At 68.9% G+C, this 26,695-nt stretch carries 27 protein-coding genes; 15 read left to right on the top strand and 12 right to left on the bottom strand.

Annotated features, from left to right (window positions below):
- Nucleotides 1–49 precede the first annotated feature (49 nt).
- The 7 genes from RZE77_RS07105 (at nucleotide 50) to RZE77_RS07135 (ending at nucleotide 7,819) form a co-directional block, all read left to right on the top strand.
- A complete protein-coding gene (locus RZE77_RS07105) occupies nucleotides 50–463 on the top strand; it encodes a hypothetical protein (protein WP_319441254.1) in 414 nt (137 codons plus the stop codon).
- Between the two features lie 153 nt (nucleotides 464–616).
- On the top strand, nucleotides 617–3,484 hold the full coding sequence (acnA, locus tag RZE77_RS07110) for an aconitate hydratase (RefSeq protein WP_319441255.1): 2,868 nt from the start codon (nucleotides 617–619) through the stop codon (nucleotides 3,482–3,484).
- Entirely contained in the window at nucleotides 3,481–3,933 is a 453-nt protein-coding gene (locus RZE77_RS07115; RefSeq protein ID WP_319441256.1) for a metallophosphoesterase family protein, read from the top strand. Before acnA ends, RZE77_RS07115 begins: the two co-directional genes overlap by 4 nt.
- A gap of 145 nt (nucleotides 3,934–4,078) precedes the next feature.
- Nucleotides 4,079–4,387 carry a FeoA family protein gene (locus tag RZE77_RS07120; RefSeq protein WP_319430691.1) on the top strand — a complete coding sequence of 103 codons (309 nt, stop codon included), beginning with the start codon at nucleotides 4,079–4,081 and terminating at the stop codon, nucleotides 4,385–4,387.
- Nucleotides 4,380–6,275, top strand: coding sequence for a ferrous iron transporter B (feoB, locus tag RZE77_RS07125; protein WP_319441257.1), 1,896 nt, complete (start codon nucleotides 4,380–4,382; stop codon nucleotides 6,273–6,275). The genes RZE77_RS07120 and feoB overlap by 8 nt, the downstream gene beginning before the upstream one ends.
- A 63-nt stretch (nucleotides 6,276–6,338) precedes the next feature.
- Nucleotides 6,339–6,629 carry a DUF6587 family protein gene (locus tag RZE77_RS07130; protein ID WP_319441258.1) on the top strand — a complete coding sequence of 97 codons (291 nt, stop codon included), beginning with the start codon at nucleotides 6,339–6,341 and terminating at the stop codon, nucleotides 6,627–6,629.
- A 5-nt stretch (nucleotides 6,630–6,634) separates the two neighbouring features.
- Nucleotides 6,635–7,819 (top strand): FAD-dependent monooxygenase, encoded by a 1,185-nt coding sequence (locus RZE77_RS07135; protein WP_319441259.1) that lies wholly within the window; start codon nucleotides 6,635–6,637, stop codon nucleotides 7,817–7,819.
- A 21-nt stretch (nucleotides 7,820–7,840) separates the two neighbouring features.
- Here the strand turns inward: RZE77_RS07135 and RZE77_RS07140 are convergent, their stop codons facing one another.
- The 7 genes from RZE77_RS07140 to RZE77_RS07170 form a co-directional block, all read right to left on the bottom strand.
- Nucleotides 7,841–9,091: an SMI1/KNR4 family protein gene (locus tag RZE77_RS07140; protein WP_319441260.1), complete on the bottom strand. Its 1,251-nt coding sequence runs from the start codon at nucleotides 9,089–9,091 to the stop codon at nucleotides 7,841–7,843.
- A gap of 73 nt (nucleotides 9,092–9,164) precedes the next feature.
- Entirely contained in the window at nucleotides 9,165–10,013 is an 849-nt protein-coding gene (gene kynA, locus RZE77_RS07145; protein WP_319430696.1) for a tryptophan 2,3-dioxygenase, read from the bottom strand.
- A complete protein-coding gene (kynU, locus tag RZE77_RS07150) occupies nucleotides 10,010–11,287 on the bottom strand; it encodes a kynureninase (protein WP_319441261.1) in 1,278 nt (425 codons plus the stop codon). Before kynU ends, kynA begins: the two co-directional genes overlap by 4 nt.
- Before the next feature lie 11 nt (nucleotides 11,288–11,298).
- Nucleotides 11,299–11,952, bottom strand: a complete 654-nt coding sequence (gene kynB / locus RZE77_RS07155; protein ID WP_319441262.1) for an arylformamidase — start codon at nucleotides 11,950–11,952, stop codon at nucleotides 11,299–11,301.
- A 78-nt stretch (nucleotides 11,953–12,030) separates the two neighbouring features.
- The gene (locus RZE77_RS07160) at nucleotides 12,031–12,342 is read right to left on the bottom strand and encodes a YkgJ family cysteine cluster protein (RefSeq protein WP_405547589.1); all 312 of its coding nucleotides are present in this window, start codon (nucleotides 12,340–12,342) and stop codon (nucleotides 12,031–12,033) included.
- Nucleotides 12,343–12,374: 32 nt separating this feature from the next.
- A complete protein-coding gene (locus tag RZE77_RS07165) occupies nucleotides 12,375–13,790 on the bottom strand; it encodes a sensor histidine kinase (RefSeq protein ID WP_319441263.1) in 1,416 nt (471 codons plus the stop codon).
- The gene (locus RZE77_RS07170; RefSeq protein ID WP_319441264.1) at nucleotides 13,787–14,443 is read right to left on the bottom strand and encodes a response regulator transcription factor; all 657 of its coding nucleotides are present in this window, start codon (nucleotides 14,441–14,443) and stop codon (nucleotides 13,787–13,789) included. Before RZE77_RS07170 ends, RZE77_RS07165 begins: the two co-directional genes overlap by 4 nt.
- Nucleotides 14,444–14,559: 116 nt before the next feature.
- Here RZE77_RS07170 and RZE77_RS07175 point away from each other — a divergent pair, with 116 nt between their 5' ends.
- Nucleotides 14,560–16,554, top strand: a complete 1,995-nt coding sequence (locus RZE77_RS07175) for a S9 family peptidase (protein WP_319441265.1) — start codon at nucleotides 14,560–14,562, stop codon at nucleotides 16,552–16,554.
- Nucleotides 16,555–16,575: 21 nt separating this feature from the next.
- Here RZE77_RS07175 and argF read toward each other — a convergent pair whose 3' ends face one another.
- Nucleotides 16,576–17,511: an ornithine carbamoyltransferase gene (argF, locus tag RZE77_RS07180; protein ID WP_055799605.1), complete on the bottom strand. Its 936-nt coding sequence runs from the start codon at nucleotides 17,509–17,511 to the stop codon at nucleotides 16,576–16,578.
- On the bottom strand, nucleotides 17,508–18,716 hold the full coding sequence (locus tag RZE77_RS07185) for an aspartate aminotransferase family protein (protein WP_319441266.1): 1,209 nt from the start codon (nucleotides 18,714–18,716) through the stop codon (nucleotides 17,508–17,510). Before RZE77_RS07185 ends, argF begins: the two co-directional genes overlap by 4 nt.
- Nucleotides 18,717–18,875: 159 nt before the next feature.
- Here RZE77_RS07185 and RZE77_RS07190 point away from each other — a divergent pair, with 159 nt between their 5' ends.
- Complete coding sequence (locus tag RZE77_RS07190; protein ID WP_319441267.1) at nucleotides 18,876–19,196, top strand: DUF3579 domain-containing protein; 321 nt, start codon at nucleotides 18,876–18,878, stop codon at nucleotides 19,194–19,196.
- A 138-nt stretch (nucleotides 19,197–19,334) separates the two neighbouring features.
- On the opposite strand, the gene rpsT is transcribed toward RZE77_RS07190, so the two are convergent.
- On the bottom strand, nucleotides 19,335–19,649 hold the full coding sequence (gene rpsT / locus RZE77_RS07195) for a 30S ribosomal protein S20 (RefSeq protein ID WP_007831346.1): 315 nt from the start codon (nucleotides 19,647–19,649) through the stop codon (nucleotides 19,335–19,337).
- 105 nt (nucleotides 19,650–19,754) lie between these two features.
- Between rpsT and murJ the strand changes: the two genes are divergently transcribed.
- The 6 genes from murJ to RZE77_RS07225 all read left to right on the top strand — a co-directional run bounded on the left by murJ (nucleotide 19,755) and on the right by RZE77_RS07225 (nucleotide 25,010).
- The gene (gene murJ, locus RZE77_RS07200; RefSeq protein ID WP_319441268.1) at nucleotides 19,755–21,308 is read left to right on the top strand and encodes a murein biosynthesis integral membrane protein MurJ; all 1,554 of its coding nucleotides are present in this window, start codon (nucleotides 19,755–19,757) and stop codon (nucleotides 21,306–21,308) included.
- Nucleotides 21,309–21,406: 98 nt separating this feature from the next.
- Nucleotides 21,407–22,258: a SirB1 family protein gene (locus RZE77_RS07205; RefSeq protein ID WP_319441269.1), complete on the top strand. Its 852-nt coding sequence runs from the start codon at nucleotides 21,407–21,409 to the stop codon at nucleotides 22,256–22,258.
- Nucleotides 22,258–22,686: a bleomycin resistance protein gene (locus tag RZE77_RS07210; RefSeq protein WP_018903285.1), complete on the top strand. Its 429-nt coding sequence runs from the start codon at nucleotides 22,258–22,260 to the stop codon at nucleotides 22,684–22,686. Before RZE77_RS07205 ends, RZE77_RS07210 begins: the two co-directional genes overlap by 1 nt.
- A gap of 129 nt (nucleotides 22,687–22,815) precedes the next feature.
- Complete coding sequence (locus tag RZE77_RS07215; protein WP_319441270.1) at nucleotides 22,816–23,244, top strand: YciI family protein; 429 nt, start codon at nucleotides 22,816–22,818, stop codon at nucleotides 23,242–23,244.
- A 29-nt stretch (nucleotides 23,245–23,273) separates the two neighbouring features.
- Nucleotides 23,274–23,693, top strand: coding sequence for a YciI family protein (locus RZE77_RS07220; protein ID WP_319441271.1), 420 nt, complete (start codon nucleotides 23,274–23,276; stop codon nucleotides 23,691–23,693).
- A 3-nt stretch (nucleotides 23,694–23,696) separates the two neighbouring features.
- Nucleotides 23,697–25,010 carry an RNA polymerase sigma factor gene (locus RZE77_RS07225; protein ID WP_319441272.1) on the top strand — a complete coding sequence of 438 codons (1,314 nt, stop codon included), beginning with the start codon at nucleotides 23,697–23,699 and terminating at the stop codon, nucleotides 25,008–25,010.
- A 25-nt stretch (nucleotides 25,011–25,035) separates the two neighbouring features.
- Here RZE77_RS07225 and RZE77_RS07230 read toward each other — a convergent pair whose 3' ends face one another.
- Nucleotides 25,036–26,031 (bottom strand): GlxA family transcriptional regulator, encoded by a 996-nt coding sequence (locus RZE77_RS07230; RefSeq protein WP_319441273.1) that lies wholly within the window; start codon nucleotides 26,029–26,031, stop codon nucleotides 25,036–25,038.
- Entirely contained in the window at nucleotides 25,995–26,606 is a 612-nt protein-coding gene (locus tag RZE77_RS07235) for a cysteine hydrolase family protein (protein ID WP_319441274.1), read from the bottom strand. Before RZE77_RS07235 ends, RZE77_RS07230 begins: the two co-directional genes overlap by 37 nt.
- Nucleotides 26,607–26,695: the final 89 nt, after the last annotated feature.

Genomic DNA, 26,695 nt, shown 5'->3' on the forward strand with positions numbered 1-26,695 from the left:
TCCAACGCGGCAGGACTGGCTTGCGGCGTACCACCCGAAGGAGATTCTCATGTCCGTCTTTGCATCCCCCCGCTTCCTGCCCAACGTGATGTGGGCCGACGCCGCCTCGTGCGCCGCGACCGGTGCGCTGCAGGTCGCGTTCACCGGCGCGCTCGCCGGGCTGACCGGCCTGCCGGCGCCGCTGCTCATGGGAACCGGTGTCTTCCTGCTGGCCTACGCGGCTGCCGCGGCCTGGATGGCCAGCCGCCGCACGCCGCCGCGCACGCTGATCGGCCTCGTGGTGGCCGGCAACTTCGGCTGGGCAGTGGCCTGTGTCGCGCTGCTGGTGAGCGGCATGTTCGCAGTCACCGCGCTGGGCATGGCCTGGGTGTTGGCGCAGGCGCTGTGCGTGGTGGTGCTGGCCGAGCTGCAATGGACCGGCCTGCGCCGCACGCGCAGCGGCGCGGACATGGCGCTGGCCTGAGTGCGCGGGATGCCGGCAACGCCCATTCATCCGGCATTTTTCGCGATGAGGAACGCCGCGTGCCGAAGGACCGGGTTGGAAGACAGACTACAGCAGCTGACATCGTTCCCCGCTATCCTTGAAGAGCTTCCACGAACAATCAGGAGTTCCTCAATGGCCAAAGCACCGGCGCACGCCTTTGCGTCCACCCTCAAGACCTTCAAGACCGCATCGGGCAAGTCCGGCAAGTACTGGTCGCTGAAGGAGCTGGCCAGGCAATATCCCAGCGTCGAACGGCTGCCGGTGTCGATCCGCATCGTGCTCGAGTCGGTGCTGCGCAACTGCGACGGCAAGAAGGTCTCGGCCAAGCATGTCGAAGAGCTGGCCCGCTGGGCGCCCAACGCGGACCGCATCGACGAGATCCCGTTCGTCGTCACCCGCGTGGTGCTGCAGGACTTCACCGGCGTGCCGCTGCTGGCCGACCTGGCCGCCATGCGCAGCGTGGCCGCCAAGCTCGGCAAGTCGCCCAAGACCATCGAGCCGCTGGTGCCGGTCGACCTGGTGGTCGATCACTCGGTGATGGTCGACTACTACGGCACGCCGAAGGCGCTCGATCTCAACATGAAGCTCGAGTTCCAGCGCAACAACGAGCGCTACCAGTTCATGAAGTGGGGCATGCAGGCCTTCGACACCTTCGGCGTGGTGCCGCCGGGCTTCGGCATCGTGCACCAGGTCAACCTCGAGTACTTTGCGCGCGGCGTCTACAAGAGCTCGAGCGACGACGCCGAGGTGCCGGTGTACTACCCCGACTCGCTGGTGGGCACCGACAGCCACACGACCATGATCAACGGCGTGGGCGTGGTCGGCTGGGGCGTGGGCGGCATCGAGGCCGAGGCCGCCATGCTGGGCCAGCCGGTCTACATGCTGACGCCCGACGTGGTGGGCTTCGAGCTCACCGGCAAGCTGCGCGAAGGCGTCACGGCCACCGACCTGGTGCTGTACGTCACCGCCATCCTGCGGGCCGAGAAGGTGGTGGGCAAGTTCGTCGAATTCTTCGGTCCCGGTGCCGCCTCCATCGCGGTGCCCGACCGCGCCACCATCGGCAACATGGCGCCCGAGTACGGCGCCACCATGGGCTTCTTCCCGGTCGACGAAATGACCGTGGCCTACTTCGAGGGCACGGGCCGCACCAGGGAGGAGGTCGAGCGCTTCGAGGCCTACTACAAGGCGCAGGGCCTGTTCGGCATGCCGGCGCCCGGCGACATCGACTACACCAAGATCGTCAAGCTCGACCTGGGCACCGTGTCGCCGAGCCTGGCGGGCCCGAAGCGGCCGCAGGACCGCATCGACCTGGGCCAGCTGTCGACCAAGTTCTCCGAACTCTTCAGCAAGCCCAACGACGCCAACGGCTTCAACCAGCCGGCCGAGCGCCTGAAGCTGCGCTATCCGCTCGCCGCGAACGGGCAGGGCGACGACGAGGAAACCGCACCGCCGCCGCCGGGCGCGCCGCGCGACGTGGTCGAGATGGTGGCCAACCGCTCGACCAAGGCAGCGGCCCATGTGAGCGCCACGGCGCCCCCGGCGCCCAAGAACGGCGTGACCATCGGCAACGGCGACGTGCTGATCGCGGCCATCACCTCGTGCACCAACACCTCCAACCCGAGCGTGATGCTCGCGGCCGGCCTGCTGGCCAAGAAGGCGGTGGAGGCGGGCCTCACGGTCAAGCCGCACGTCAAGACCTCGCTTGCGCCGGGTTCGCGCATCGTGACCGAATACCTCGAGAAGGCGGGCCTCCTGCCGTACCTCGAGAAGCTGGGCTTCTACCTGGCGGGCTACGGCTGCACCACCTGCATCGGCAATGCGGGCGACCTCACGCCCGAGATCAACGACGCCATCGTCAAGAACGACCTGGTCGGCGCGGCCGTGCTCTCGGGCAACCGCAACTTCGAGGCGCGCATCCATCCGAACCTGAAGGCCAACTTCCTGGCCTCCCCGCCGCTGGTGGTGGCCTTTGCGATCGCGGGCAACGTGATGGTCGACCTGATGACCGAGCCCGTGGGCAAGGGCAAGAACGGCAAGGACGTGTACCTGGGCGACATCTGGCCGAGCCCGAAGGAAATCGACCAGAACCTGCGCCATGCGATGAACGCCAAGTCGTTCCGCGCGAACTACGACAAGGTCAAGACCGACCCCGGCAAGTTCTGGAGCAGCATCAAGGGCACGACGGGGCAGGTCTACGACTGGCCTTCTTCCACCTACATTGCCGAGCCGCCGTTCTTCGAGGGCTTCAAGATGGAGCCCCACGCCTCGGACGCGGGCTTCAAGGGCGCGCGCATCATGGCGCTCTTCGGCGACTCGATCACCACCGACCACATCTCGCCGGCCGGCTCCATCAAGGAGAGCTCGCCCGCGGGCATCTGGCTCAAGGCGCACGGCGTGGCCAAGGCCGACTTCAACAGCTACGGCTCGCGGCGCGGCAACCACGACGTGATGATGCGCGGCACCTTCGCCAATGTGCGCATCAAGAACCTGATGATTCCGCCCGACGTCAACGGCACGCAGGAAGAGGGCGGCGTCACGCTGTTCCAGCCCGGCAACCAGAAGATGTTCATCTACGACGCCGCCATGAAGTACATGGAGCAGGGCGTGCCGACGGTGGTGTTCGGCGGCGAGGAATACGGCACCGGCTCGTCGCGCGACTGGGCCGCCAAGGGCACGCAGCTCCTGGGCATCAAGGCCGTGGTGGCGCGCAGCTTCGAGCGCATCCACCGCGCCAATCTCGTCGGCATGGGCGTGCTGCCGCTGCAGTTCCGCGGCGCCGATTCATGGCAGACGCTGGGCCTCACGGGCGACGAGAAGATCGACGTGGTGATCGGCGGCGAACTCAAGCCGCAGATGGACGTGAAGCTCGTGGTGCACCGCGCCGACGGCAGCCACCAGGAGGTGACGGTGCGCCTGCGCATCGACACGCCGATCGAGGTCGACTACTACAAGCACGGCGGCATCCTGCCGTTCGTGCTCAGGCAGCTGCTCGCGGCTTGATCCGCGTCGGCCTCATCTCCGACACCCACGGCCTGCTGCGACCAGAGGCCGTGGCGGCGCTGCAGGGCAGCGACTTCATCGTGCATGGCGGGGACATCGGCGATGCCGGCATCCTCGAAGCGCTCGCCGCCATCGCGCCGCTGACGGTGGTGCGGGGCAACAACGACCGCGAGCCGTGGGCCGACCGCATTCCGGAAACGGCCTTGCTGAAAGCTGGCGGCGTGCTCGTGCATGCGATACACGACCTGTCGCAGCTCGCCGCCGTCCCCACCGGGGTCCGCGTGGTGGTCTCCGGCCACTCCCACAAGCCGAGGATCGAGGAGCGCGGTGGCGTGCTCTACGTCAATCCGGGCAGCGCCGGCCCGCGCCGATTCAAATTGCCAATCGCGGTGGCGGAGCTCATCGTCGACGGCGATGCCGTGTCGGCACGCGTCATCGAACTGGGTTGAGCGGGCCCCGAGCGGCCGGAATCCCCGCAAAAAAAAGCCCGCCCCCCGAGGTCAAAGGGGCTTGGTCAGGTTTCTGCGATTGAGAATTGATAGCATCTAGCTTTTGCTCAATTGGCGCGTTCGGAACCCGACGCACTTTCTTACCGTGCAAACCAACAATTTCGGGGCCGCGCCGGCATCTTCCGGCCTGCGGCTCGACCAGCTTCCCGACAACCAGTGGGCCACCGTGCTCGACGTGGCCCGCCCCGAAGGCGCGGACGACCGCGAACTCGTGCTGCGCCTGACCGAGATCGGCTTCGTACCGGGCGAGGCCGTGCGCATCGTCGCCCGCGGCCTGCCGGGGCGCGAGCCGCTGGCGGTGCGGCTGGGCCACACCACCTTCGCGCTGCGGCGCCATGAGGCCGCATTGATCCACGTGGCACCCGGCGTGCCGGAGGGCGCAAGCCATGGTTGAGGCCGTCATCCAGGGACCGGGCCGCCTTGCGGCCACGGCGCAGCCGGCGCGCATCGCGCTGTTGGGCAATCCGAACTGCGGCAAGACGGCGCTGTTCAACCTGCTCACCGGCAGTCGCCAGAAGGTGGCCAACTACGCCGGCGTGACGGTCGAGCGCAAGGAAGGGTCGCTGCGCACCGCGTCGGGTCGCCGGGTGTTCGTGCTCGACCTGCCGGGCGCCTACAGCCTCAACGCGCTCAGCGTGGACGAGGCCGTGACGCGCGACGTGGTCACCGGCAAGAGCAGCGAGCCCCTGCCCGACCTGCTGGTGTGCGTGACCGATGCCACCAACCTGCGGCTCAACCTGCGGCTCGTGCTCGAGGCCAAGCGCCTCGGCCTGCCGATGGTGGTGGCACTCAACATGACCGACATGGCCAGGAAGCAGGGCATCGCGGTCGACACGGCCGTGCTGTCGCGCGAACTGGGCGTGCCGGTCATCGAGACCGTGGGCGTGCAGTCGGGCGGCGCGCAGGGCCTGCTCGAAGCCCTCGATGCGCCCGTGGCCGCCGCGGCGCCGCTGCCCTGGCAGGCGCCGGGGCTGGACGACGTGCTGGCCACGCAGCGCGAAGTGCGCCGCATCCTCGGCCTGGCCGTGCACGAGCCGGTCGGCAGCCTGGCCACCAGCGACCGCATCGACCGCGTGGTGATGCACCCGGTGTGGGGCCTCCTGGTGCTCGCGGTCACGATGTTCCTGATGTTCCAGGCCGTGTTCAGCTGGGCCAACGTGCCCATGGACGCCATCAAGGCCGCCACCGAAGGCCTGGGCGACCTGCTGAAGGCCCACATGCCCGAAGGCATGCTGCAGAGCCTGCTGGTCGACGGCGTGATTGCCGGCGTGGGCGGCGTCATCGTGTTCCTGCCGCAGATCCTGATCCTGTTCCTGTTCATCCTGGCGCTGGAAGACTCGGGCTACCTGCCGCGCGCGGCCTTCCTGCTGGACCGCGTGATGGGCACGGTGGGGTTGTCGGGCCGCTCCTTCATTCCGCTGCTGTCGAGCTTTGCCTGCGCCATCCCCGGCGTGATGGCCACGCGCACCATCAGCAACTGGCGCGACCGCATCACCACCATCATGATTGCGCCGCTCATGACCTGCTCGGCGCGCCTGCCGGTCTATGCGCTGCTGATCGCGGCCTTCATTCCCGCGCGCACCGTGGGCGGCGTGTTCAACCTGCAGGGCGTGGTGCTGTTCGCGCTCTATATCTTCGGCATCGTGTCGGCCATGGCGGTGGCGTGGGTGATGAAGCGCTTCCGCGACAGCAAGCAGCATTCGCCGCTGATGATGGAGCTGCCGGCGTACCGCTGGCCCAACCTGCGCAACCTGGCGCTCGGACTCTACGAGCGGGCCTGGATCTTCATCCAGCGCGTGGGCACGATCATCCTCACGCTCACGATCCTGCTGTGGTTCCTGTCGACCTTTCCCTCGCCGCCCGAAGGCGCCACGGGGCCCGCCATCCAGTACAGCCTGGCGGGCATGATCGGCCGCGGCCTGGAGCACATCTTTGCGCCCATCGGCTTCAACTGGCAGATCTCCATCGCGCTGGTGCCGGGCATGGCGGCGCGCGAAGTGGCAGTGGGCGCGCTCGGCACGGTGTATGCGCTCTCGGCCAGCGGCGACGACGTGGCCGGCCAGCTCGAGCCGCTGATCGCGGGCAGCTGGTCGCTCGCAACGGCGCTGTCGCTGCTGGTCTGGTATGTGTTTGCGCCGCAGTGCATTTCCACGCTCGCGGCGGTCAAGCGCGAAACCGGCTCATGGAAGTACGTCTGGATCATGGCCGGCTACCTGTTCGCGCTGGCCTACCTGGCATGCTTCATCACCTACCGCGTGGCAGTGGCGCTGGGTGCCGGATGACCTGCCGCAAGGTTTGCGCGATGTTTCTGGGTTAGTCTCGAACGCGCGTTGGAGTAAACGGACATGACACAGCAATTGATCGTCGGATTGATCGTCGCGGCAGCCGCGTTCTACGCGGTCTGGCGCTGGATGCCCGCGGGCTGGCGGCGCCGCGCCGCGCACAGGCTCGCTGCCGGCACGCACCGTGCCGGGCTGGTCGACCAGGAGCGCGCCGATCAGCTGGCGGCCTCGCTCGCCAAGACCTCGGGCTGCGGCTCCTGCGACAGCTGCGGCAGCTGCGGACCCAAGACATCCGCCAACCCACCCGAATCCGACAAAGCCGGCCAGGGCCCGCTGTCCACGCACAGCCGCTGAGGCCGATGCCCACGCACATCCTCGTCGTCGGGGGCGGCATCGGGGGGCTTTCTGCTGCGCTGGCACTGTCCCGCGGCGGCCACCGCGTCGATGTCTTCGAGCAGGCACCCGCGTTCGCCGAGATCGGCGCCGGCATCCAGATGGGGCCCAACGTCACGCGGCGCCTCGCGCAACTGGGCTTGGCCGAAGGCCTGGAGGCCATCGCCGCGCGGCCTGATGCGCTGGTGGTGCAGAGCGCGGGCAGCGGCGCCGAACTGGCCCGCCTGCCACTTGGCGATGCCATGCGCGAGCGCTATGGCGCACCCTACCTCTGCGTGCACCGCGCCGACCTGCATGCGCTGCTGCTCGAAGCGGTGCGCGCCCGCGGCAGGGGCACCCTGGTGACCGATGCGCGCATTGCGCAGGTCGAGACCAGCGACGATCTCGTGTGCATCTCGAGCAGCGGTGCGCGCGCCTGGGAGGGCGAGGCACTGGTCGGCGCCGACGGCCTCTGGAGCCTGGCTCGGCAACGCCTCGATGTGCCGTCCGCAGCCGAGCCGCCGCGCGCCACCGGCCACACGGCCTGGCGCGCGATGGCCGAGCAGGCCGCGCTGCCGCAGGCCCTGCGCCGCGGGCGGATCGACGTGTGGCTCGGCCCGCAGCTGCATGCGGTGGCATACCCGGTGCGCGGCGGCGCCTGGCTCAACGTGGTGGTGATCGCGGAATCGGCACCGGCCGGCGATGCGCGCGACTGGGACCAGGCCAGCAGCCTCGCCGCACTGCAAAAGGCCACGGGCCGCAGCGGGCGCGCCTTGCAGGCACTGCTCGAAGCCATGCCCGGCTGGCGCGCCTGGACGCTCAGCGACCGGCCGCCGCTGGCCTCTGCGGCCGAGATGGCCCACGAGCGCGTGGCATTGGTGGGCGATGCCGCGCATCCGATGGTCCCCTACCTGGCACAGGGCGCGGGCATGGCGATCGAGGATTCGGTGGCGCTGGCCGATGCATTGGGCCAAGGCAATGCCATCAACGTGCCGGCCGCCTTCGCCCGCTATGCCGAGGCGCGCTGGCAGCGCAATGCGCTCGTGCAGGCCAAGGCCCGGCGCAACGGCCAGATCTTTCATGCGGGCGGTGCGGTGCGCATCGGCCGCGACCTGGTGATGCGCACGCTGGGCGCACGGCTGCTGGACCAGCCCTGGCTGTACGGCGGCTGACTGCAGCCGCGTCTCGCACCCTCAGAGCCTGAAGGTCTGCAGGTGCTCGATGCGTTCGGCCAGGCCTTCGGCACCGAGGTAATGGCCGTGCGTGCCTTCGCGGACCTCGAGCAGCGTGGCTTCGAGTTCGGCCAGCGTCGCATCGCGTTCGATCACGAAGGCGGGCGGCACGTCGATGCCGGCTTCTGCGCATGCATCTGCGATCAGGTGCGCGCTGGCTGGCGCACCGCAGGCCGCGCACTTGACGATGGCCGCCACGCTGGGCTCCGCCCCGTTGGCGAGCAGCGCGCCCGTGAGCTCCGGCGAGATCTGGCCATCGACATTGGCCAGCGCATCGCGCGCCACCGGCGCGCCCGCGCGCACCAGCGCCATGGCCGCGGCGAAGGCGCCCTGGCCGATGGCCACGTCGGTGGCCAGCGCGCTGCCCTGCTGCGGGCCGTCGAAGCTCACGCCGGCGGCCGCGAGTTGGGCCACCAGATCCGCGTCGTCGGTGCCGATGGCGTGGTGCAGCGCGGCGTGCGCGATGGCCGGCAGCCGGCGCAGCGTGCCGTCCGCCAGCGGCGTGCGCCAGTCGACCACGGCGCGGCAATAGAAGGCCACCAGCTTGTCCATCAGGTCGAGGTCCAGCCCGTGGTCCTGGTGCCGGTCGTCGAGGTACTGCAGCAGCGCCTGGCCCGAGAAATAGTCGCCCGTGGGCGCCAGCGGATCCTCGTCCAGGTGCAGGGCCGCGAAGGCGCCGCGCAGGTCGGGCGCGATGGTGCTCACGCTGTCTTCGTGCAGCGCATGCGTCCAGGCGGGCGGCAGCCCGTGCTTCCACGCGACGATGCGGCCATGCTCGGGACCGGGCTCGACCACCGCATAGACGCGGTCGAGGTATTCGAAGCCGCCGAAGGGCAGGTGCGTGAGCTTGCCGCTCCAGGGGCGGCCTTCTTCCTTGGCGGCTTCTTCGGCCAGCTCCTGTTCGTGCTCGATCCAGCCCTGCAGGTCGCGGTAGCCGTCGCTGCCGTCCCAGAACAGTTCCGACCAGCTGATGGATTCCACGTTGCCGCTCATCGGCAGCGACAGGTCGTAGTCGAGTCGCCCGCCCGCGGTCTGGCGCCACAGCGCGGCCAGCGCCTCGGGCAGCGGCCCGGCGCACAGCGCCTCGATGGCGGCGATCCGCTGCGCCGGCATGGGCGGCTGGGCCTCGAAGATCACGCGGTCCGCGAACAGGACCACGCCGTGCTCGCGCAGGGTCGCGAGCTCGTCGGGCGAGAACTGGACATCGTTCATGGCAGTGCCTCCATCGTTGTTGCCAACGAATGTAGCGCTTCGGGCGGATGGGGCAAGCGGGGCAAGCGATAGCTCACAGATCGGTGCGCAGCTTCCAGATCTCGGGGAACAGCACCACGTCGAGCATCTTGCGCAGGTAGCTCACGCCGCCGGTTCCGCCCGTGCCGCGCTTGAAACCGATCACGCGCTCCACCGTGGTCACGTGGCGAAAGCGCCAGAGACGGAAGGCGTCTTCCAGGTCGGTGAGTTTCTCGCCGAGCTGGTACAGGTCCCAATGGTCGTGCGGGTTGCGGTACACCGTGAGCCAGGCCGCTTCCACGCCGTCGCTGGCTGCATACGGCTGGGTCCAGTCGCGCTCCAGGTGATCGGCGGGCACCGGCAGGCCGTGGCGTGCGAGCAGCTTCAGCGACTCGTCGTAGAGCGACGGCGAGCGGTAGGCCGCATCCACCTGCGCGAGCAGATCGGGCCGGTGCGCATGCGGCTTGAGCATGGCGGCGTTCTTGTTGCCGAGCGCGAACTCGATGCAGCGGTACTGCGCGCTCTGGAAGCCGCTGGAGTTGGCGAGGTAGGGGCGCATCGCGGTGTACTCGGGCGGCGTCATGGTCGAGAGCACGGTCCATGCGCTCACCAGCTGTTCCATGATGCGGCTCACCCGCGCGAGCATCTTGAAGGCGTCGGCCAGCTTTTCCCCGGCGATACAGCTGGTGGCGGCGCGCAGTTCGTGCAGCATCAGCTTCATCCAGAGTTCGCTGGTCTGATGCTGCACGATGAACAGCATCTCGTCATGCGCGGGCGAAAGCGGATGCTGCGCGTTGAGGATCTCGTCCAGATGCAGATAGTCGCCATAGCTCATCGACGCGCTGAAATCCAGCTGCGCCTTTTCCTCGTGGACGATCTTCTCGGGGCTTTTTTCGGTGCTCATGTCACTGCGTTCTTGCGGTTGAATTCGGCGCGCCGCCACTCGCCCGTCTCGAGCACCTGCGCCAGGTGCTCGACCGAGTTCCACACGTCCTCGAAGCCGAGGTACAGCGGCGTGAAGCCGAAGCGCAGGATGTCGGGCATCTGCGAATCGCCGGCGCGGTAGTCGCCGATCACGCCGCGCGCGATCAGCGCCTGCACGATGGCGTAGGCGCCCTCGTCGCGGCTCAGGCACACCTGCGAGCCGCGCTGTGCGTGCTCACGCGGCGTGACGAGCGAGAGGCCTTGTCCCGCGCAGCGTTCTTCGACCAGTTGGATGAAGAGATCGGTGAGCGCGAGCGACTTGGTGCGCAGCGCAGCCATGGCGCCATTCGAGCCGTTGAAGGATTCGGCCGCGAGCACGGTGTCCAGGCCGCATTCCAAGCCTGCCAGCGCGATGACCGGCTGGGTGCCGCAGAGATAGCGGCCCACGCCCGGCGCAGGGCGATAGTGCGGCGTGAACTCGAAGGGCGCAGCGTGGCCCCACCAGCCCGACAGCGGCTGCTCGAACTTGCCCGCGTGCCGCGTATGCACCCAGGCGAAGGCCGGCGCGCCGGGGCCGCCGTTCAGGTACTTGTAGCCGCAGCCGATCGCGTAGTCGGCATTGCTGTTGTTGAGCGCCACGGGCACCGCGCCCGCGCTGTGCGCGAGGTCCCACACCGTGAGCGCGCCGGCGGCATGCGCGGCGGCGGTGATGGCCTTCATGTCGTGCATGGCGCCGGTGCGGTAGTTCACATGCGTGAGCATCAGCACGGCCACTTCGTCGGTCAGCACCGCGGGCAGTTCGCCCGCATCGATCAGCTTGAGCGTGAAGCCGCGCTCGCGGCACAGCGACTCGGCAATGTAGAGGTCGGTCGGAAAGTTGCTGCGCTCGCTGACCACCAGCGTGCGCCCGCTGTCCTTCTGCTGCGAGAGCGCTGCGAACAGCACCTTGTACAGATTGACCGAGGTGCTGTCGGTGCACACCACTTCGCCGGGCGCCGCGCCGATCAGCCGCGCCACCTTGTCGCCCAGGCGCTGCGGCAGGTCGAACCAGCTCGCGGTGTTCCACGAGCGGATCAGGCCTTCGCCCCATTCCTTGGCCACCACTTCGGCAATGCGCGCGGGCGCGGCCTTTGGCAGCACGCCGAGCGAGTTGCCATCGAGGTAGAGCACGCCCTCGGGAATGGTGAATTGGTCGCGCAAGGCGCGCAGCGGGTCTTGCGCGTCGAGCGCGCGGCAGTCTTCGAGGGTCGTCATGATGGAGGTTTTCAGCGGGGAAGCTCGCGCAGCACGGCGCGAACCGGGGAGGCATCGGCGCTGACCAGCTTGAGCGGCAGCGCGATGAGTTCGTAGTCGCCTTCGGGCACGTCGTCGAGCACGAGGTTCTCGAGCACGCGCAGGTCGAGGCGGCGGATGCGCTGGTGGCTTTCCAGCGTCTTGCTGTCGGCTGGGTCGATGCTCGCGGTGTCGATGCCGATGAGCTTCACGCCCATGGCGGCGAGCCGCTCGACGGTGGCGGGCGCGTAGGCCGCGAGCTGCGGGTCCCAATGCCCGACGGGCATGGCGTCATAGGTGCGCACGAGCACGCGCTGCGGCATCTGGCTCGTGACGGCATGCGCGATGTGCTCCCACTCGATCAGCGGCCCCTTGGCGATGGCGTGGATCACGCGGCACGGGCCGAGGAAGGGCGCAAGGTCGACGAGGCCGATGGCCCGGCCTTCGGCGTCGTAGTGCAGGGGCGCGTCGGCATGCGCGCCGACGTGCGGCGAGAGCTTGATCTCGCTGACGTTGACCGGGCAGTCCGGCGATATGGTCGCGGCCCAGCGCTGCTGGTAGGGCGTGTCGCCGGGGAACACCGGCGTGCCTTCATGCACGGGCGGCGAGATGTCCCAGAGGCGGAGTTGGGGGTGCAGGGAACGCATGGCGCAAAGTTAGCGCCGGGCGGGGGGTCGTGGTGTCGGTTATTTCCAACACACGGCGTGACGAGATGATCGACCGGCTCAGGAAGGCAGCCCCGGCAGCCCGTGCCGCGCACGGGCCCGCTCGCAGGCGCCGCTGCCGGCCTGCAGCTCGTGGCAGGGGTTGGGGCGCCATTCGTAGATGCCGCAGGCCACGGCCTGGCCGATCTTGCCGGTGAGCGCGGCGCAGCGCGGCGGCGTGTGGTCGGTGCCGCGCATGCGGCAGAGGGCGCCGTTCACTTCGACCGCGAGGCCCGAGGGCACCCTGCCGCCGTTGTCGACGAGTTCGTGGATGCTGAAGTCGACGCGGTAGCTGGCGCAGCAGGCGCCGCATTGCTGGCAGGAGGTGGACATGCTCATTGGAAGGAATGCTAACGCCCGGTGTGTCAGGCCGCGGCCCACGGCAGGCGGACCCGAAAGCCCACGCCTCGGCCTTGCAGTCCTTCCACGATGTCGACGCCGCCGCCCAGGCGCAGCGCCGCCTGGCGCACGATCGACAGGCCCAGCCCGGCACCGCTGGCGCGCGCCTCGCCGCCGCGATGGAAGCGCTCGAACGCGTGCGCACGCTGCGCCGCGGGAATGCCGGGGCCATCGTCGCGGACTTCCACGAGCAGGTGCGCGTCTTCGGTGTGCAAGCTCACGGCGATGCTGCTGCCCGGCATGCCGTGCTGCAGTGCGTTGTCCACCAGGTTGCGCACGATCGATTCAATCGCCGGCAGGTCGATGCGGCCGTGCAGGGTGTCGGGCGCGTCCAGCGACAGTTCGCGGCCTTCGCGCAGCGCCGCCTGGGCCGCGTGGCCGAGCAGGGTGCGCATCCAGTGCGCCAGGTCGATGCGGGAGGTTTGCGCGGTGCCGGCGCGGTCCAGCGCGGCCAGGTCGAGCAGTTGCTGCGCGAGGTGCGAAGTGCGTGCGATGGCGAGGTTCAGCTCCGCCTCGGCCTGGGCGCGCTGCCCCGCATCGGTGGCCTGCGCCAGCACATGGGCCTGTGCGTTGATCACGGCCAGCGGGGTGCGGATCTCGTGGGCTGCGTCCTGCACGAAGGCGCGTTCGCGCTCGAGTTGCCCGCGCAGGCGCGCCAGCAGGGCGTCCAGTGCGTCCACCAGCGGCACGAGTTCGCGGTGCCGCGCCGCGACGCCGACGGGGCGCAGGTCGGCCGCGTCGCGCGCGGCGATGCGATCGGCCAGTTCCTGCAGCGGGCGTAGCCCGCTGCGAATGGGCAGCCAGATCGCCAGCAGCACCAGCGGCAATGCGATGCCCAGGTAGGGCAGTAGGGCCGCTCCGTTGTAGGCAAGAAAGGCGCTGTCGCTTCGCACCGGCTCGGCGATGTTGAGCGTCCACTGCGGCGTGCGGGCCTGTGCCAGCACATAGCGGGTGCCTCGCAGTTCGATCTGCTGCAGTGGACGGGTGATGGCGGGGAGGCGGTCGCTCGCCAAGCCGCCCGTGGCATGGATGCGGACGCCGTCGCGGTCGAGCAGTTCGAACTCGAAGGCGCCGGGCAGGCGGCCGAACTCGCGCCGGCGGATGTTCAGCCAGGTGGCGCTGGCGTCGACGAAGGCAACCGCCTGGTCGCGCGTGCGCAGATGCACCATCGACGCCTGCAAGGCGCCGGCGAAGCGTTGCAGGCCGGGGTCCTGCACGCGTACGCGAACGCGCTCCAGATAAAGGTAGGCCAGCAATGCGGCCCAGACAAGCACGAAGGCCAGCAGCACCGCCACGGCGCTGCGGCGCACCAGGGAGGGCTGCAGCGCAGCGCGCCAACGGTTCATGGGGCGGCGTGCCGTATCGCTGGCAGTGGTGCTCATGATTCCAGCAGATAACCCACGCCGCGCACGGTGCGGATGCGCTCGGCGCCGATCTTGCGGCGCAGGTTGGACATGTGCACCTCGATGGCAGCGAAGTCCATCGGATCGCCCAGCGGGGCGAGCCGCTGCGCCAGGCTGCTCTTGGCGACCACGGCGCCGGGCTCGCGTGCCAGTTCCAGCAGGATCTGGAACTCGCGCTGCGACAGGGCCACGGCTTGCCCTGCCAGCTGCACCCGGTGGCGGCGCGGCTCGATCACGAGCTCGCCCAGGGTCCAGCTGTCGCTGGCCTGGCGCGCGCTGCGCCGCAGCACCGCGCGGATGCGCGAGATCAGCTCGGCGGTGGCAAAAGGCTTGACCACGAAGTCGTCCGCGCCACCGTCCAGGCCGGCCAACCGGTCGTCCAATGCCGAACGTGCGGTGATGACGATCACCGGCGTCTGGCCGCCGGCATGGCGCCAGCGCCGCAACAGGTCGAAGCCGCTCCCGTCGGGCAGCGACAGGTCGAGCAGCACGCAGTCGAACTGGGCGTCGTCCAGGCGCGGCGGTGCATCCGCCGCGCGCCGCCGCCATTCGCTGCTGAGCCCTTCGACCTTGAGCGCGGCCTGCAGCGCGGGGCCCAGGTCCAGGTCGTCTTCGATGAGCAGGAGGTGCATGGCAGGATTCTGCGGGGACGCAGCCAAAGGGCAGCCAAAGCGCAGCGCGAGGTCTGCTCTTTGGCTGTTCTTAAGCTGGGTTTTCGCAGAATGACAACGCACAAGGAGGAGACCCGATGCACATCACCCCCCGCGCCTGGCTGCCGTTGCTGGCAGCAGGCACCCTCTGGCTGGCCGGCTGCGGCACGCCGCCGCGCCATCCCGCGCTGCAGGAAGCGCAGCAGAAGGCGCAACTGCCGCCGCTGATTCCCGTGCGCGACTTCGTCGCCAACACCGAGGGCAGCGGCAACTACCGCATCTCGCCCGACGGCCGGCGCCTGGCCTGGCTCGGCACGAGCGGGCTCTGGCCGGCGGTCTGGGTCAAGACGCTGGGGCGCGACGATGCACGCGCATTGCGTGTGCGGGCAGGGGGCCTGGCCTGGTCGGGCGATGGCCGCCGCCTGCTGCTGAGCATGGATCCGGATGGCAGCGAGAACACCCGCTGGCTCGCGGTGACGGTCGATCAGGCGGAGGGCTTCGGCCCTCCGGTTTCGCTGTTCCCCGAGGCGGACACGCGCGCCTCGCTGCAGCGCACGATCCGCGGCACCGCGCGGGTGGTGCTGCAGGCCAACCTGCACGACAAGAAAGTCTTCGAGCCCTTCCTGGTCGATCTCGATTCCGGTCGCCGCACGCGCATGGCCGCCAATCCGGGCACTGTGACCAACTGGCTGGTGGACCGCACCGGCACCCTCCGCGGCCGCGTGCAGGGCGACGACGCCGGGGCGTGGCTGCAACTGCCGGCCACGCCGGGCCAGGACGAGGGCTGGCACACCACCGTGCGCTGGGGCCGCGAAGAGTCGCTGTACGTGGTCGAGATCGATCCGAAGGGCAGCATGGCCTGGGCGCTGTCGGCGCGCGGACGCGACAAGTCGGCGCTGGTCCGGCTGGATCTCGCGACGGGCCAGGAGACCGTGGTGGAATCCAACCCCGAGGTCGACATCTCGCGGGTCCTCATGAGCCGCAGCAGCGGACGGCCCCTGATGGTTCATGCCGAGCCCGGCTATCCCGTCCAGAAGTACCTGGATGCCGCCTTGCAGGCACGCCTGGAACCTTTGGGCGAAGGCCGCCCCGCCGCCATCCACGTCAACAGCCTGGACGATGCCGAACAGACCATGACGGTGAGCGTCGGCACCGATCGCGGCACCCGCTTCTACCTGGTCAACGGCCCGGATGCGGCGCCCGAACTGCTGGGGCAGACCAGCCTGAACCTTCTGGCCGACGCGTTGGGCGAAAAGCGCCCCGTGCGCTTCCAGGCGCGCGACGGCTTGACGATCCACGGCTACCTGACGCTGCCGCCCGGGGTGCCGGCGCGGGGCCTGCCCATGGTCCTGCTGGTGCATGGCGGTCCATGGGCGCGCGACGGCTGGGCGGTCGGCGGCAACAGCCGCGGGCTGCAGCAGTTCCTGGCCAACCGCGGCTATGCGGTGCTGCAGCTCAACTACCGCGGTTCCACCGGCTACGGGCGTGCCTTCATGGCGAAAGCCGTGGGCGAGTTCGCCGGCCGCATGCACGACGACCTCGTCGACGGCGTGCGCTGGGCGGTGCAGCAGGGCGTGGCCGATCCGGCGCGGGTGGCGGTCTGGGGCGCCAGCTACGGCGGCTACGCGGCGCTGCTGGGGGCCACGTTGACGCCGGAGGTGTTCGCCTGCGCGGTCGACGTGGTGGGCGTGTCGGACCTGGCGCGCCTGCTTGAAACCGCGCCGCCTTACTGGGCGCTCGGCCTTCCCTGGTGGAAGCGCTACGTGGGCGATCCGGCCGATCCGGTGCAGCGCAAGGCCATGGATGCCAGGTCACCCGTGTACATGGCCGCCAACGCGCGTGCGCCCATCCTGGTCATGCACGGCGTCAACGACGTGAGAGTCAAGCTGGAGCAGTCGCAGCGCATGGTGCAGGCGCTGCGCGAGCATGGAAAGACCGTGCGCTTCGTCACCTTTGGCGGTGACGGGCACGGCAACTACAAGTGGAACAACAACCTGAAGATGTACCGCGAGACCGAGGACTTCCTGGCCGGCTGCCTCGGCGGCCGCAGCGCCGGCTTCGACTACTACCAACTGGGCGCCTGGGCCTTCTGACCGGGCCCAGGGCGTTGCCGCCTACAGCCGACCCAACAGCAAAAACTCCATCAGAGCCTTCTGCGCATGGAGCCGGTTCTCGGCCTCGTCCCACACCACCGACTGCGGGCCGTCGATGACCTCGGCCTGCACTTCCTCGCCGCGGTGCGCGGGCAGGCAGTGCATGAAGAGGGCGTCGGGCTGGGCGATGCGCATCATGTCCTCGTCGACGCACCAGTCGGCAAAGGCCTTGCGGCGGGCCTCGTTCTCGGACTCGTAGCCCATGCTGGTCCAGACGTCGGTGGTGACCAGGTCGGCGCCGCGGCAGGCTTCCATCGGGTCCTTGAAGACCTGGTAGCTGTCGGCCGAGCGCAGGCCCGCCACCGACTGGTCGACCTCGTAGCCGCTGGGCGTGCTCACGTGCACCTTGAAGCCGAGGATCTCGCTGGCCTGCAGCCAGGTGTTGGCCATGTTGTTGCCGTCGCCGACCCAGGCCACCGTCTTGCCCTGGATGGAGCCGCGGTGCTCGATGTAGGTGAAGATGTCCGCGAGGATCTGGCAGGGGTGGAATTCGTTGGTCAGGCCGTTGATGACGGGCACGCGCGAATGCGCGGCGAAGGTGTCGATCTTGGTCTGCTCGTAGGTGCGGATCATCACCAGGTCGACCATGCGGCTGATGACCTTGGCGCTGTCCTCGATGGGCTCGGCGCGGCCGAGCTGGCTGTCGCCGGTGGTCAGGTGCACCACGCTGCCGCCGAGCTGGTACATGCCCGCCTCGAAGCTCACGCGGGTGCGCGTGCTGGCCTTCTCGAAGATCATGGCCAGCGTGCGGTCGGTCAGGGGCTGGTGCTTCTCGTAGGTCTTGAACTTCTTCTTGATGATCGCCATGCGATCGAAAAGATAGGCGTATTCGTCGGCCGTGAAGTCCGAGAACTGCAGGTAGTGGCGGATGGCGTTGGGCGTGGTGGCGGTCGTCATTGCGCAGCAGGCTCCGACAGGAATGTTTTGACGATGGGCGCGAGGATCGCGACGATCTCGTCGGCCTCGGCAATGCTCAGGATGAGCGGCGGCACCAGGCGGATCACCTTGTCGGCGGTCACGCTCAGCAGCAGGCCGGCGTCGCAGGCGCGGTTCAGGATGACGCCGCAGGGCCGGTCGAGCTCGATGCCCAGCATCAGGCCCTGGCCGCGGATTTCCTTCACGCCGGCCAGGCCACCGATCTCGCGTTCGAGCGCGGCCTTCAGGTGCTCGCCCACGGCGGCGGCGTTCTCGAGCAGCTTGTGCTCTTCCATGATGCGGATGGTCTCGATGCCGGCGCGCATCGCGAGCGGATTGCCGCCGAAGGTGGTGCCATGGTTGCCGGGGCCGAAGATGTGGGCGGCCTTGGGGCCGGCCACCACGGCGCCGATCGGCACGCCCGAGCCCAGGCCCTTGGCCAGCGGCATCACGTCGGGCTTGATACCGGCCCACTGGTGCGCGAACCACTTGCCGGTGCGGCCCATGCCGCATTGCACTTCGTCGATCATCATGAGCCAGTCGCGCTGGTCGCACAGCGCGCGCACCTGCTTGAGGTACTCCCAGCGCATCGGGTTGATGCCGCCTTCGCCCTGGATGGTCTCGAAGAACACGGCGACCACGTTGGGGTTGCCTTCGGTGGCTTTCTTCAGTGCCTCGATGTCGTTCAGCGGCACGCGGATGAAGCCCTCGACCAGCGGGCCGAAGCCGGCCTGCACCTTCGGGTTGCCGGTGGCCGACAGGGTGGCGATGCTGCGGCCGTGGAAAGCGGCCTCGTACACCACGATCTCGGGTCGCTCGATGCCCTTGTCGTGGCCGAACTTGCGCGCGAGTTTCAGGGCGGCCTCGTTGGCTTCCAGGCCGGTGCAGCAGAAGAAGGCGTTGGTCAGGCCCGAGAGCTCGGTCAGCTTGGCGGCCAGTTGTTCCTGGCCGGGCACGTGGTAGTAGTTGGAGCTGTGGATCAGCTTGCTGATCTGGTCCTGCAGCGCGGGCACCAGCTCGGGGTGGTTGTGGCCCAGCGTGTTCACGGCAATGCCGCCGAGGCCGTCGAGGTAGGCCTTGCCCGCGGTGTCCCAGACTCGGCAGCCCTGGCCGTGCGACAGCGCGATCGGCAGGCGACCGTAGGTGTTCATGACGTGGGGCGAGGTGGGCTGGGCGGTAGCGCTCATTCGGTTCTCCAGATAGGGAACCGCGGATTCTAGGCGTGCGGTTTGACGGCTTCGTTGAGGATTCCGCATTACAGCAATGCCCCCTGGCCGAAGGGCAAAAGCGCCCGGATAGAATCGCTTGTTGCACTGCAGCACCTGCTGCGGGCGCCTCATTCAACGATGATTTCCCCCACTGCCAAAGAAATCTTCATCCAGGGCATCACCCACGATGGCCGGACTTTCCGCCCCAGCGACTGGGCCGAGCGGCTGGCCGGCGTGATGTGCTCCTTCCGCCCCGGCGGCGCCTATCCGGGCAGCCACCTGAGCTATTCGCCCTGGTGCATTCCGACCACCATCAACGGGGTCAAGTGCGTGGTGGTGAACCGCGCACTGCGCGATGCCGAGCCCATGGCCTGGGACTTCTGCGTGAACTTCGCGCGCGACAACGACCTGCAGGTGGCCGAGGCCTGCCTGGTGCCCGACGTGCCATCCAAGGCCTGAGCGGGCGGCTTCCTCCGGCAGGAAGGAAGCGATCGGACATGAAAAAACCGCCCGAAGGCGGTTTTTTACACTTTGCTGCAGCGCACCCCGATCAAACGGCGGACCGGAGGATTCCGGTCCGGGCTTGCCTGACAGGTGTCAGGCGGCGGCCTTTTCAGGCGCGAGGGCGAGGGCCTTGACCTTCGCCGACAGGCGGCTCTTGTCGCGAGCAGCCTTGTTCTTGTGGAAGATGCCCTTGTCGGCGACGGTGTCGACGATGCTCTGGGCCTTCGCGAAGAGTTCGCTTGCCTTGGTCTTGTCGCCGGCCAGGACGGCCTTTTCGACATTCTTCACGGCGGTGCGGTATTTGGAGCGCAGCGAGGTGTTCGCAGCGTTGAGCTTGGTGTCCTGGCGGACGCGCTTACGGCCGGAGGCGAGGCGCGGGTTCTTTTTCTTGGGCTTGGCGGATGCCATGATTTAGTTCCTTAGGTGTCTGAGGATGATGCAGCAAAGCCCTCCATTATAGGCCGGGTTGCCTTTTTCGCCGAATCGGGACTTGGCGGGCCCTACACTCGCCCCGTGTCCCTGTTCAAATCCGCTTCCACCGTATCCCTGCTGACGCTCGCTTCGCGGATCACGGGCCTCGTGCGCGACGTGCTTTTTGCCTCGGTGTTCGGCGTCAGTGCGCTGACCGACGCATTCAACGTCGCCTTTCGCATTCCCAACCTGTTCCGGCGGGTTTTCGGCGAAGGCGCCTTCAGCCAGGCCTTCGTGCCGGTGCTCGCGGCGCGCAAGACCGAAGCCGGCCAGGAAGGCGCCAAGGCGCTGGTCGATCACGTCGCCACGCTGCTGACCTGGGCGCTGGTGGTGGTTTGCGTGGCCGGCGTGGTTGGCGCGCCGCTGCTGGTGTGGGCCATGGCCAGCGGGCTGGCGGGCTTCGACGCGGCCGTGGTCATGACGCGCTGGATGTTTCCGTACATCGGCTTCATGTCGCTCGTGGCGCTGGCGGGCGGCATCCTGAACACCTGGCGCAAGTTCGCGGTGCCGGCCGCCTCGCCGGTGCTGCTCAACATCGCGCTGATCCTGGCGATCGTCGTCGGGGCGCCGCTGTTCCGCCGCTACGGCATCGAGCCGATCTATGCCCAGTGCGTGGGCGTGCTGGTCGGCGGCGTGCTGCAGCTGGCCATCCAGATTCCGGCGCTGCGCGCGCTGGGCCTCATGCCGCGCATCGGCGCGAGTTTCAAGGCGCTGGGCAACGCCTGGCGCGACCCCACCACCCGCCAGGTGCTGAAGCTGATGCTGCCCGCCCTGCTGGGCGTGAGCGTGGCGCAGATCTCGCTGCTCATCAACACGCAGATCGCCTCGCACCTTGCGGTCGGCAGCGTGACCTGGATCAGCAATGCCGACCGCCTGATGGAATTCCCGACCGCGATGCTCGGCGTGGCGCTGGGCGTGGTGCTGATGCCGCAGCTGGCCGGCGCCCGCGCGGCCAAGGACGATGCGCGCTATTCGTCGCTGCTCGACTGGGGCCTGCGGCTGGTGGTGCTGCTGTCGGCGCCGTGCGCCGTCGCGCTGCTGCTCTTTGCCCAGCCGCTGGTGGCCGTGCTGTTCCACAACGGCGCCTACCAGGGCGAGGACGTGCGGCGCACCACCGTGGCGCTGATGGGCTACGGCGTCGGGCTGATCGGCCTGGTGGCCATCAAGGTGCTCGCGCCCGGCTACTACGCCAGGCAGGACACGCGCACGCCCATGCTGATCGCCGTGGGCGTGCTGGTGCTGACCCAGGTCCTCAATTTCTTCCTGGTGCCGGTGCTGCAGCATGCGGCGCTCACGCTGACCATCGCCATCGGCGCGCTGGTCAATGCGATCTGGCTGCTGGTCGGCCTGATCCGCCGCGGCAGCTACAAGCCCGAACCCGGCTGGGGCAAGTTCGCGCTGCAGGTGCTGGCGGGAATGCTGGTGCTGGCGGCCCTGCTGGCATGGGGTTCGCGTTACTTCGACTGGATCGGGCTGCGCGAGCAGCGCTTCCTGCGCATCGGCCTGCTGGCCGCGCTGATCGCCGGCGCGGCGCTGCTGTATTTCGCGGTGCTCACCGCGGTGGGTGTGCGGCTTCGCAGTTTCATGCGCCGCTGAGAGGCCTTGCGTCGCGGCTTTCCGCAACGCAGCCGTTCGAACTGCACAAGCTGAAAACACCGCCTTGACGCTCCCCGAATGCTCCTCTACAAAGACACATGACGTTCAGCTTTCAGGTTCCCACGGCCCTGGCGTATTTCGAATCGCTGGTGCAGAGCGACGAACATTTTCCGCTGCTCGAGGCTGCCGCCAGCCTTGCGCAGGACGAATACCCCGACCTCGACGTGCAGCAGGTGCTGGGCGACGTCGACCAGTTGCTCGCGCGCCTGAAGCGCCGGCTGCCGGCCGATGCCGCGCCGCTCGCCCGGCTGCGGGCGCTCAACCAGTTCTTCTTCAGCGACCTGAACTTCGGCGGCAACGTCAACGACTACTACGACCCCGACAACAGCTACCTGAACGCCGTGCTGCGTACGCGCCGCGGCATTCCCATTTCGCTGGCGGTGCTGTGGATGGAACTCGCGCAGGGCCTGGGCCTGCAAGCGCGCGGCATCGGCTTTCCGGGCCACTTCATGCTCAAGGTCACGCTGCCGAAGGGGCAGGTGGTGATCGACCCCTTCACCGGCAAGTCGCTCTCGCGCGAAGAGCTCGGCGAGCGGCTCGAGCCCTACAAGCGCAGCAACGGGCTGGTCGGCGACTTCGACGTGCCGCTGGGCCTCTACCTGCAGCCCGCCAGTTCGCGCGAGATCATCGGGCGCATGCTGCGCAACCTGAAGGAAGTGCACCGCGCGCAGGAAGACTGGCAGCGTGCCATCGCCGTGCAGGACCGCCTCGTCGCGCTGCTGCCCAACGCCTGGGGCGAATACCGCGACCGCGGCATCGCGCATGCCGAGCAGGGCAACACGGCAGCCGCCGTGCGCGACCTGGAAACCTACCTCGAGCATGCGGAAGACGCGCTCGACGTCGATGTCATTGCAGAGCGCGTCGCGGCGCTGCGGCGCGAATCCGACTGATGGCCGCCAGCACCGGCGTGGCCGACGCCCCCGATCTCGGCACCCTGCATGAATTCCACGGCGTGCAGCCCGTGCTGCCGGTGTCCGACGCCGCGCGCGCCGCGCGGTGGTTCCGCGACGTGCTGGGCTTCGAGATCGACTTCATCGCGGGCGAGCCGCCGAGCTATGCGCGGGTCAAGAAGGGCGACCGCAGCTACGGCGACCCGGTCTACCTGCGGCTGTGGCAGTGCAACACCCGCGGGGCGCCGCCCTGGCGCGGCGAGATCGTGATCCACGTGGGCAAGGACATCGACGGCCTGCACGCCGCCTATGCGAAGCGCGGCGTCACGGTGATCGAGCCGCCCGTCTCGCAGCCCTGGGGCCTGCGCGAATTCGCCATCCGCGAACCCGACGGGCATGTGCTGCGCTTCTGCGGCTACCTGCCCTGAAGATCTGATACATAAAATTACAAATAGATCGAGGCGGGCGTGTCGATCGGGCTTGCGCTCGCGCGACGTGTGAACAGGAGCGCGCGGTTTCAGTGGCTCCCGATTTCATCAACTTTCTGGAGAAACGACATGCGATTCATGGTTCTGGTCAAGGCCAACAAGGATTCCGAAGCCGGCGTGATGCCGAGCACCGAAGTGCTCACCGCCATGGGCAAGTTCAACGAGGAACTGGTCAAGGCCGGCGTGCTGCTGGCGGGCGAGGGGCTGCATCCGTCTTCCAGGGGCGCGCGCGTGCGCTGCGAAGGGCAGAAGCGCACCGTGATCGACGGACCCTTTGCCGAAACGAAGGAACTGCTCGCGGGCTTCTGGCTGCTGCAGGTCAAGTCGAAGGAGGAAGCCATCGAGTGGATCAAGCGCAGTCCGTTCCAGGAGGGCGAGATCGAGATCCGCCAAGTGTTCGAAGCCTCCGATTTCGGCGACTCGATGACGCCCGAGCTGCTGGCGCAAGAAGAACGCCTGCGCGCCGAATCCGAGGCCCGGGCCAAGGCCGCCCGCTGAACGACAACACCGCACCGAAGGAGACCGCCATGCGATTCATGCTGCTGATGATTCCCCACGGCTACGAGACCGCCGCACCCGGCACCATTCCCGACGACGTCGATGCGGTGGCGGCCATGATGGCCTACAACGAGTCGATGCAGAAGGCCGGCGTGCTGATCAGCTGCGACGGCCTGCATCCGCCCTCGATGGGCGCGCGCGTGAGCTTTCCGGGCCGCAAGCCCAAGGTGGTCGACGGCCCCTTCGCCGAAGCCAAGGAAGTGCTCGGCGGCTACTGGATCATCGACGTGCCCTCGCGCGCCGACGCCATCGAATGGGCCACGCGCTGCCCCGGTAGCGAGAACGAGGTCATCGAGGTCCGCCAGATCCAGGAAATTGCCGACTACCCGCCCGAGGTGCAGGCGCTGACCACCGAATTCGCGTCGATGCAGGCGGTCAAGAAGACCTGAGCCATGGGTGCTTCCGAGGGCCGCGGCGACGGAGGTGGCGAGGCCGCCGTCCACCGCAGCATCGAGGCGGTGTGGCGCATTGAATCCGCCAGGATCATTGCCACCGTCGCGCGCATGGTGCGCGACGTGGGCCTGGCCGAGGAACTGGCGCAGGACGCGCTGGTGTCGGCCCTCGAGCAATGGCCCGCCAAAGGCGTGCCCGACAACCCCGCCGCCTGGCTCACCGCTGTGGCCAAGCGCCGCGCGCTCGACCGGCTGCGCCATCGGCAGCTGGCCGAGCACAAGGCGCCCGAGATCGGCCGCGAACTCGATGCGCAGCACGAGATGGCCCAGGCCGATTTCGCCGAAGCGGTCGATGCGGCCATCGACGACGACATCGGCGACGACCTGCTGCGTCTGGTCTTCACCGCCTGCCATCCCGTGCTCTCGACCGAGGCGCGCGTGGCGCTCACGCTGCGACTGATGGGCGGCCTTGGCACCGACGAGATCGCGCGCGCTTTCCTCGTGCCCGAAGCCACCGTGGCGCAGCGGATCGTACGCGCCAAGCGCACGCTGCTCGAAGCGCGCGTGCCCTTCGAAGTGCCGCGCCGGCATGAACTCGAGGCGCGGCTCGCCTCGGTGCTCGAGGTGCTCTACCTGATCTTCAACGAAGGCTACTCGGCCACGGCCGGCGACGACTGGATGCGTCCCGCGCTGTGCGAGGAAGCCATGCGCCTGGGCCGCATCGTGGCCGAGCTCATGCCCGATGCATCGGAAGTGCATGGCCTGGTGGCGCTGATGGAAATCCAGGCCTCGCGCACGGCCGCGCGCGTGGGCGCCTCGGGCGAGCCGGTGCTGCTGCTCGAGCAGAACCGCGCACGCTGGGACCACATGCTGATCCGCCGTGGCCTGGCGGCACTGGCGCGTGCCGAGGCGCTCGGCGGTGCCTTCGGCCCGTATGCGCTGCAGGCGGCCATTGCCGCTTGCCACGGCCGTGCGCGCACGGCCGAAGAGACCGACTGGCCGCGCATCGCCGCGCTCTACGACGCACTGGCCGAGCTGTCGCCGTCGCCCATCGTCGAATTGAACCGCGCGGTGGCGCTCTCGATGGCGTTCGGGCCGGCCGCGGGGCTCGAAGTGGTGGACACGCTCGTGGGCGAACCGGCCTTGCAGGCCTACCACCTGCTGCCGGCGGTGCGCGGCGACCTGCTCTTGAAGCTCGGCCGCCGCGACGAGGCGCAAAGGGAGTTCGACCGCGCCGCCTCGCTCACGCGCAACACGCGCGAGCGGACCCTGCTGCTGGGGCGCGCGCGGGCCTGCGCGGCTGCGCAGGGCTGAAACCCCTCACGGGAATCAGCGGCCGCTACGCCTTCGACGCCGATGCCGAAGGCGAGCCAGGCAATCCGAACTGGTGCCAGGCGCGCCGCAACTGCGTGTCCGAGCCGAAGCCCGAGATTTCCGCCGCCCGCGTCACGCTCACGCCCGAGGCCAGCGCAAGCTGCGCGGCCGCCAACCGCAGCCGCCGCAGGTAGGCCAGCGGCGCCACGCCCGCGTGCTCGACGAACAGCCGTGTCAGGTGCCGCGCCGAGGTGTGGGCCACTTCGGCCATCCGCGGCACGTTCCACTCGGCCTGCGGCTGCTCGCTGACGGCGTCCTGCACGCGGTGCAGCGCGGCGTGCAGGTGGTTGCGGTAGGCCAGGAAGGGCGACAGTTCCGGATCATGCGGACCGCGCCGCTGCGCCACCACCATCGTCTGCGCCACCTGGGCCGCCAGCGCTTCGCCGCACACGTCGGCGATGCGATGCAGCACCAGGTCGATGCCGGTGGTGACGCCCGCGCTGCTGTACACCGGCGGATCGATCACGAACACGCGGTTGGCGACCACCTCGCAGCGCGGCTCCACCGCGCGCAATTCGTCGAGGTGATGGTGGTGCGTGGTGGCGCGCCGGCCGGAGAGCGCGCCGGCATGCGCGGCCAGCAGCGCACCGGCGCAGACCGTGACCAGTTCGAGCCGGCCGCGTTCGAAGCGCTGGCCGCGCAGCCAGTGCAGCAGCTCCTGCGTCTCGGCGTTGTCGATCGGGATGGTGTCCCCGGGCAGCCCGACCAGCACGACCCAGGCCGGGCCGTGCCATTGCGTCGGCAAGGGCGAGAGGTTGGCGAGCGCAACGCCGACCGATCCGATCGACGTGGACCGCGGGCTGGCGAATTCGATCTCGAAGCGCTCGGGCTGGCCCGCCGCACGCAGCCGCTGGTTCGCAATGCGCAGCGCCTCGGCGGGGCCGGCCCAGTCGAGCACCAGGCTGCCCGGCAGCAGCACGAACACTACGCGGATGGGGTGTTGCTGCTGCTGGAGGTCCATGTGGATTCCATCTGGCGCGTGCCGGCGCGCCGCAGCGCCTGCGCCACGCTGCAGACGGTGGCGAAACGGCCGTCCAGCACGGCCGCGGTGCGCGCCTTGATGTCGGCCGCGGCAAGCGGTTGGCCGTCGGGCTGCAGCATGTCGAAGGTCAGCGTGGCGTCGGTCACGTAGTCGACCTCCCAGCCCAGGTCCGAGGCGTGGCGCGTGGTGGTTTCGCAGCATTGCTCGGTGCGGATGCCGCTCACGATCAGCCGGCCGATGCCCTGCTGCGTGAGCCAGACGTCGAGCCCGCTGTTGACCAGCGCGCTGTGGCGGTGCTTGGTGAAGGTGGCCGCGGCCTCGAAAGCCGCCAGGCCTTCGATCGGCCGCACGAAGCCCGACTCGACCGCGAAGGGATGGCTTGCGGTGGCGGGAGCGTCGACGTGGAAGACGCGCACGATCGGAAGGCCGGCGGCCAGGCAGCCCTCGATCAGCGCGTTCTGGGCGGCGAAATAGGGCTGCGCGACGTGTTCGGACCAGTAGGCGCGCTGGCGAAACGATTCCTGCGCATCGATCACAATCAGACAGGATTTCATGGCATTGACTCGAAAGGGCGGAGTGGATGATGCCGCCTATTCTTCTGCGCCGCCAGGGCACGGTCCGCGCCGAAGCGGACCAGAACCGA

Source organism: Variovorax sp. SPNA7 (assembly GCF_033807855.1).
GTDB classification, from domain to species: Bacteria; Pseudomonadota; Gammaproteobacteria; order Burkholderiales; family Burkholderiaceae_C; genus Variovorax; species Variovorax beijingensis.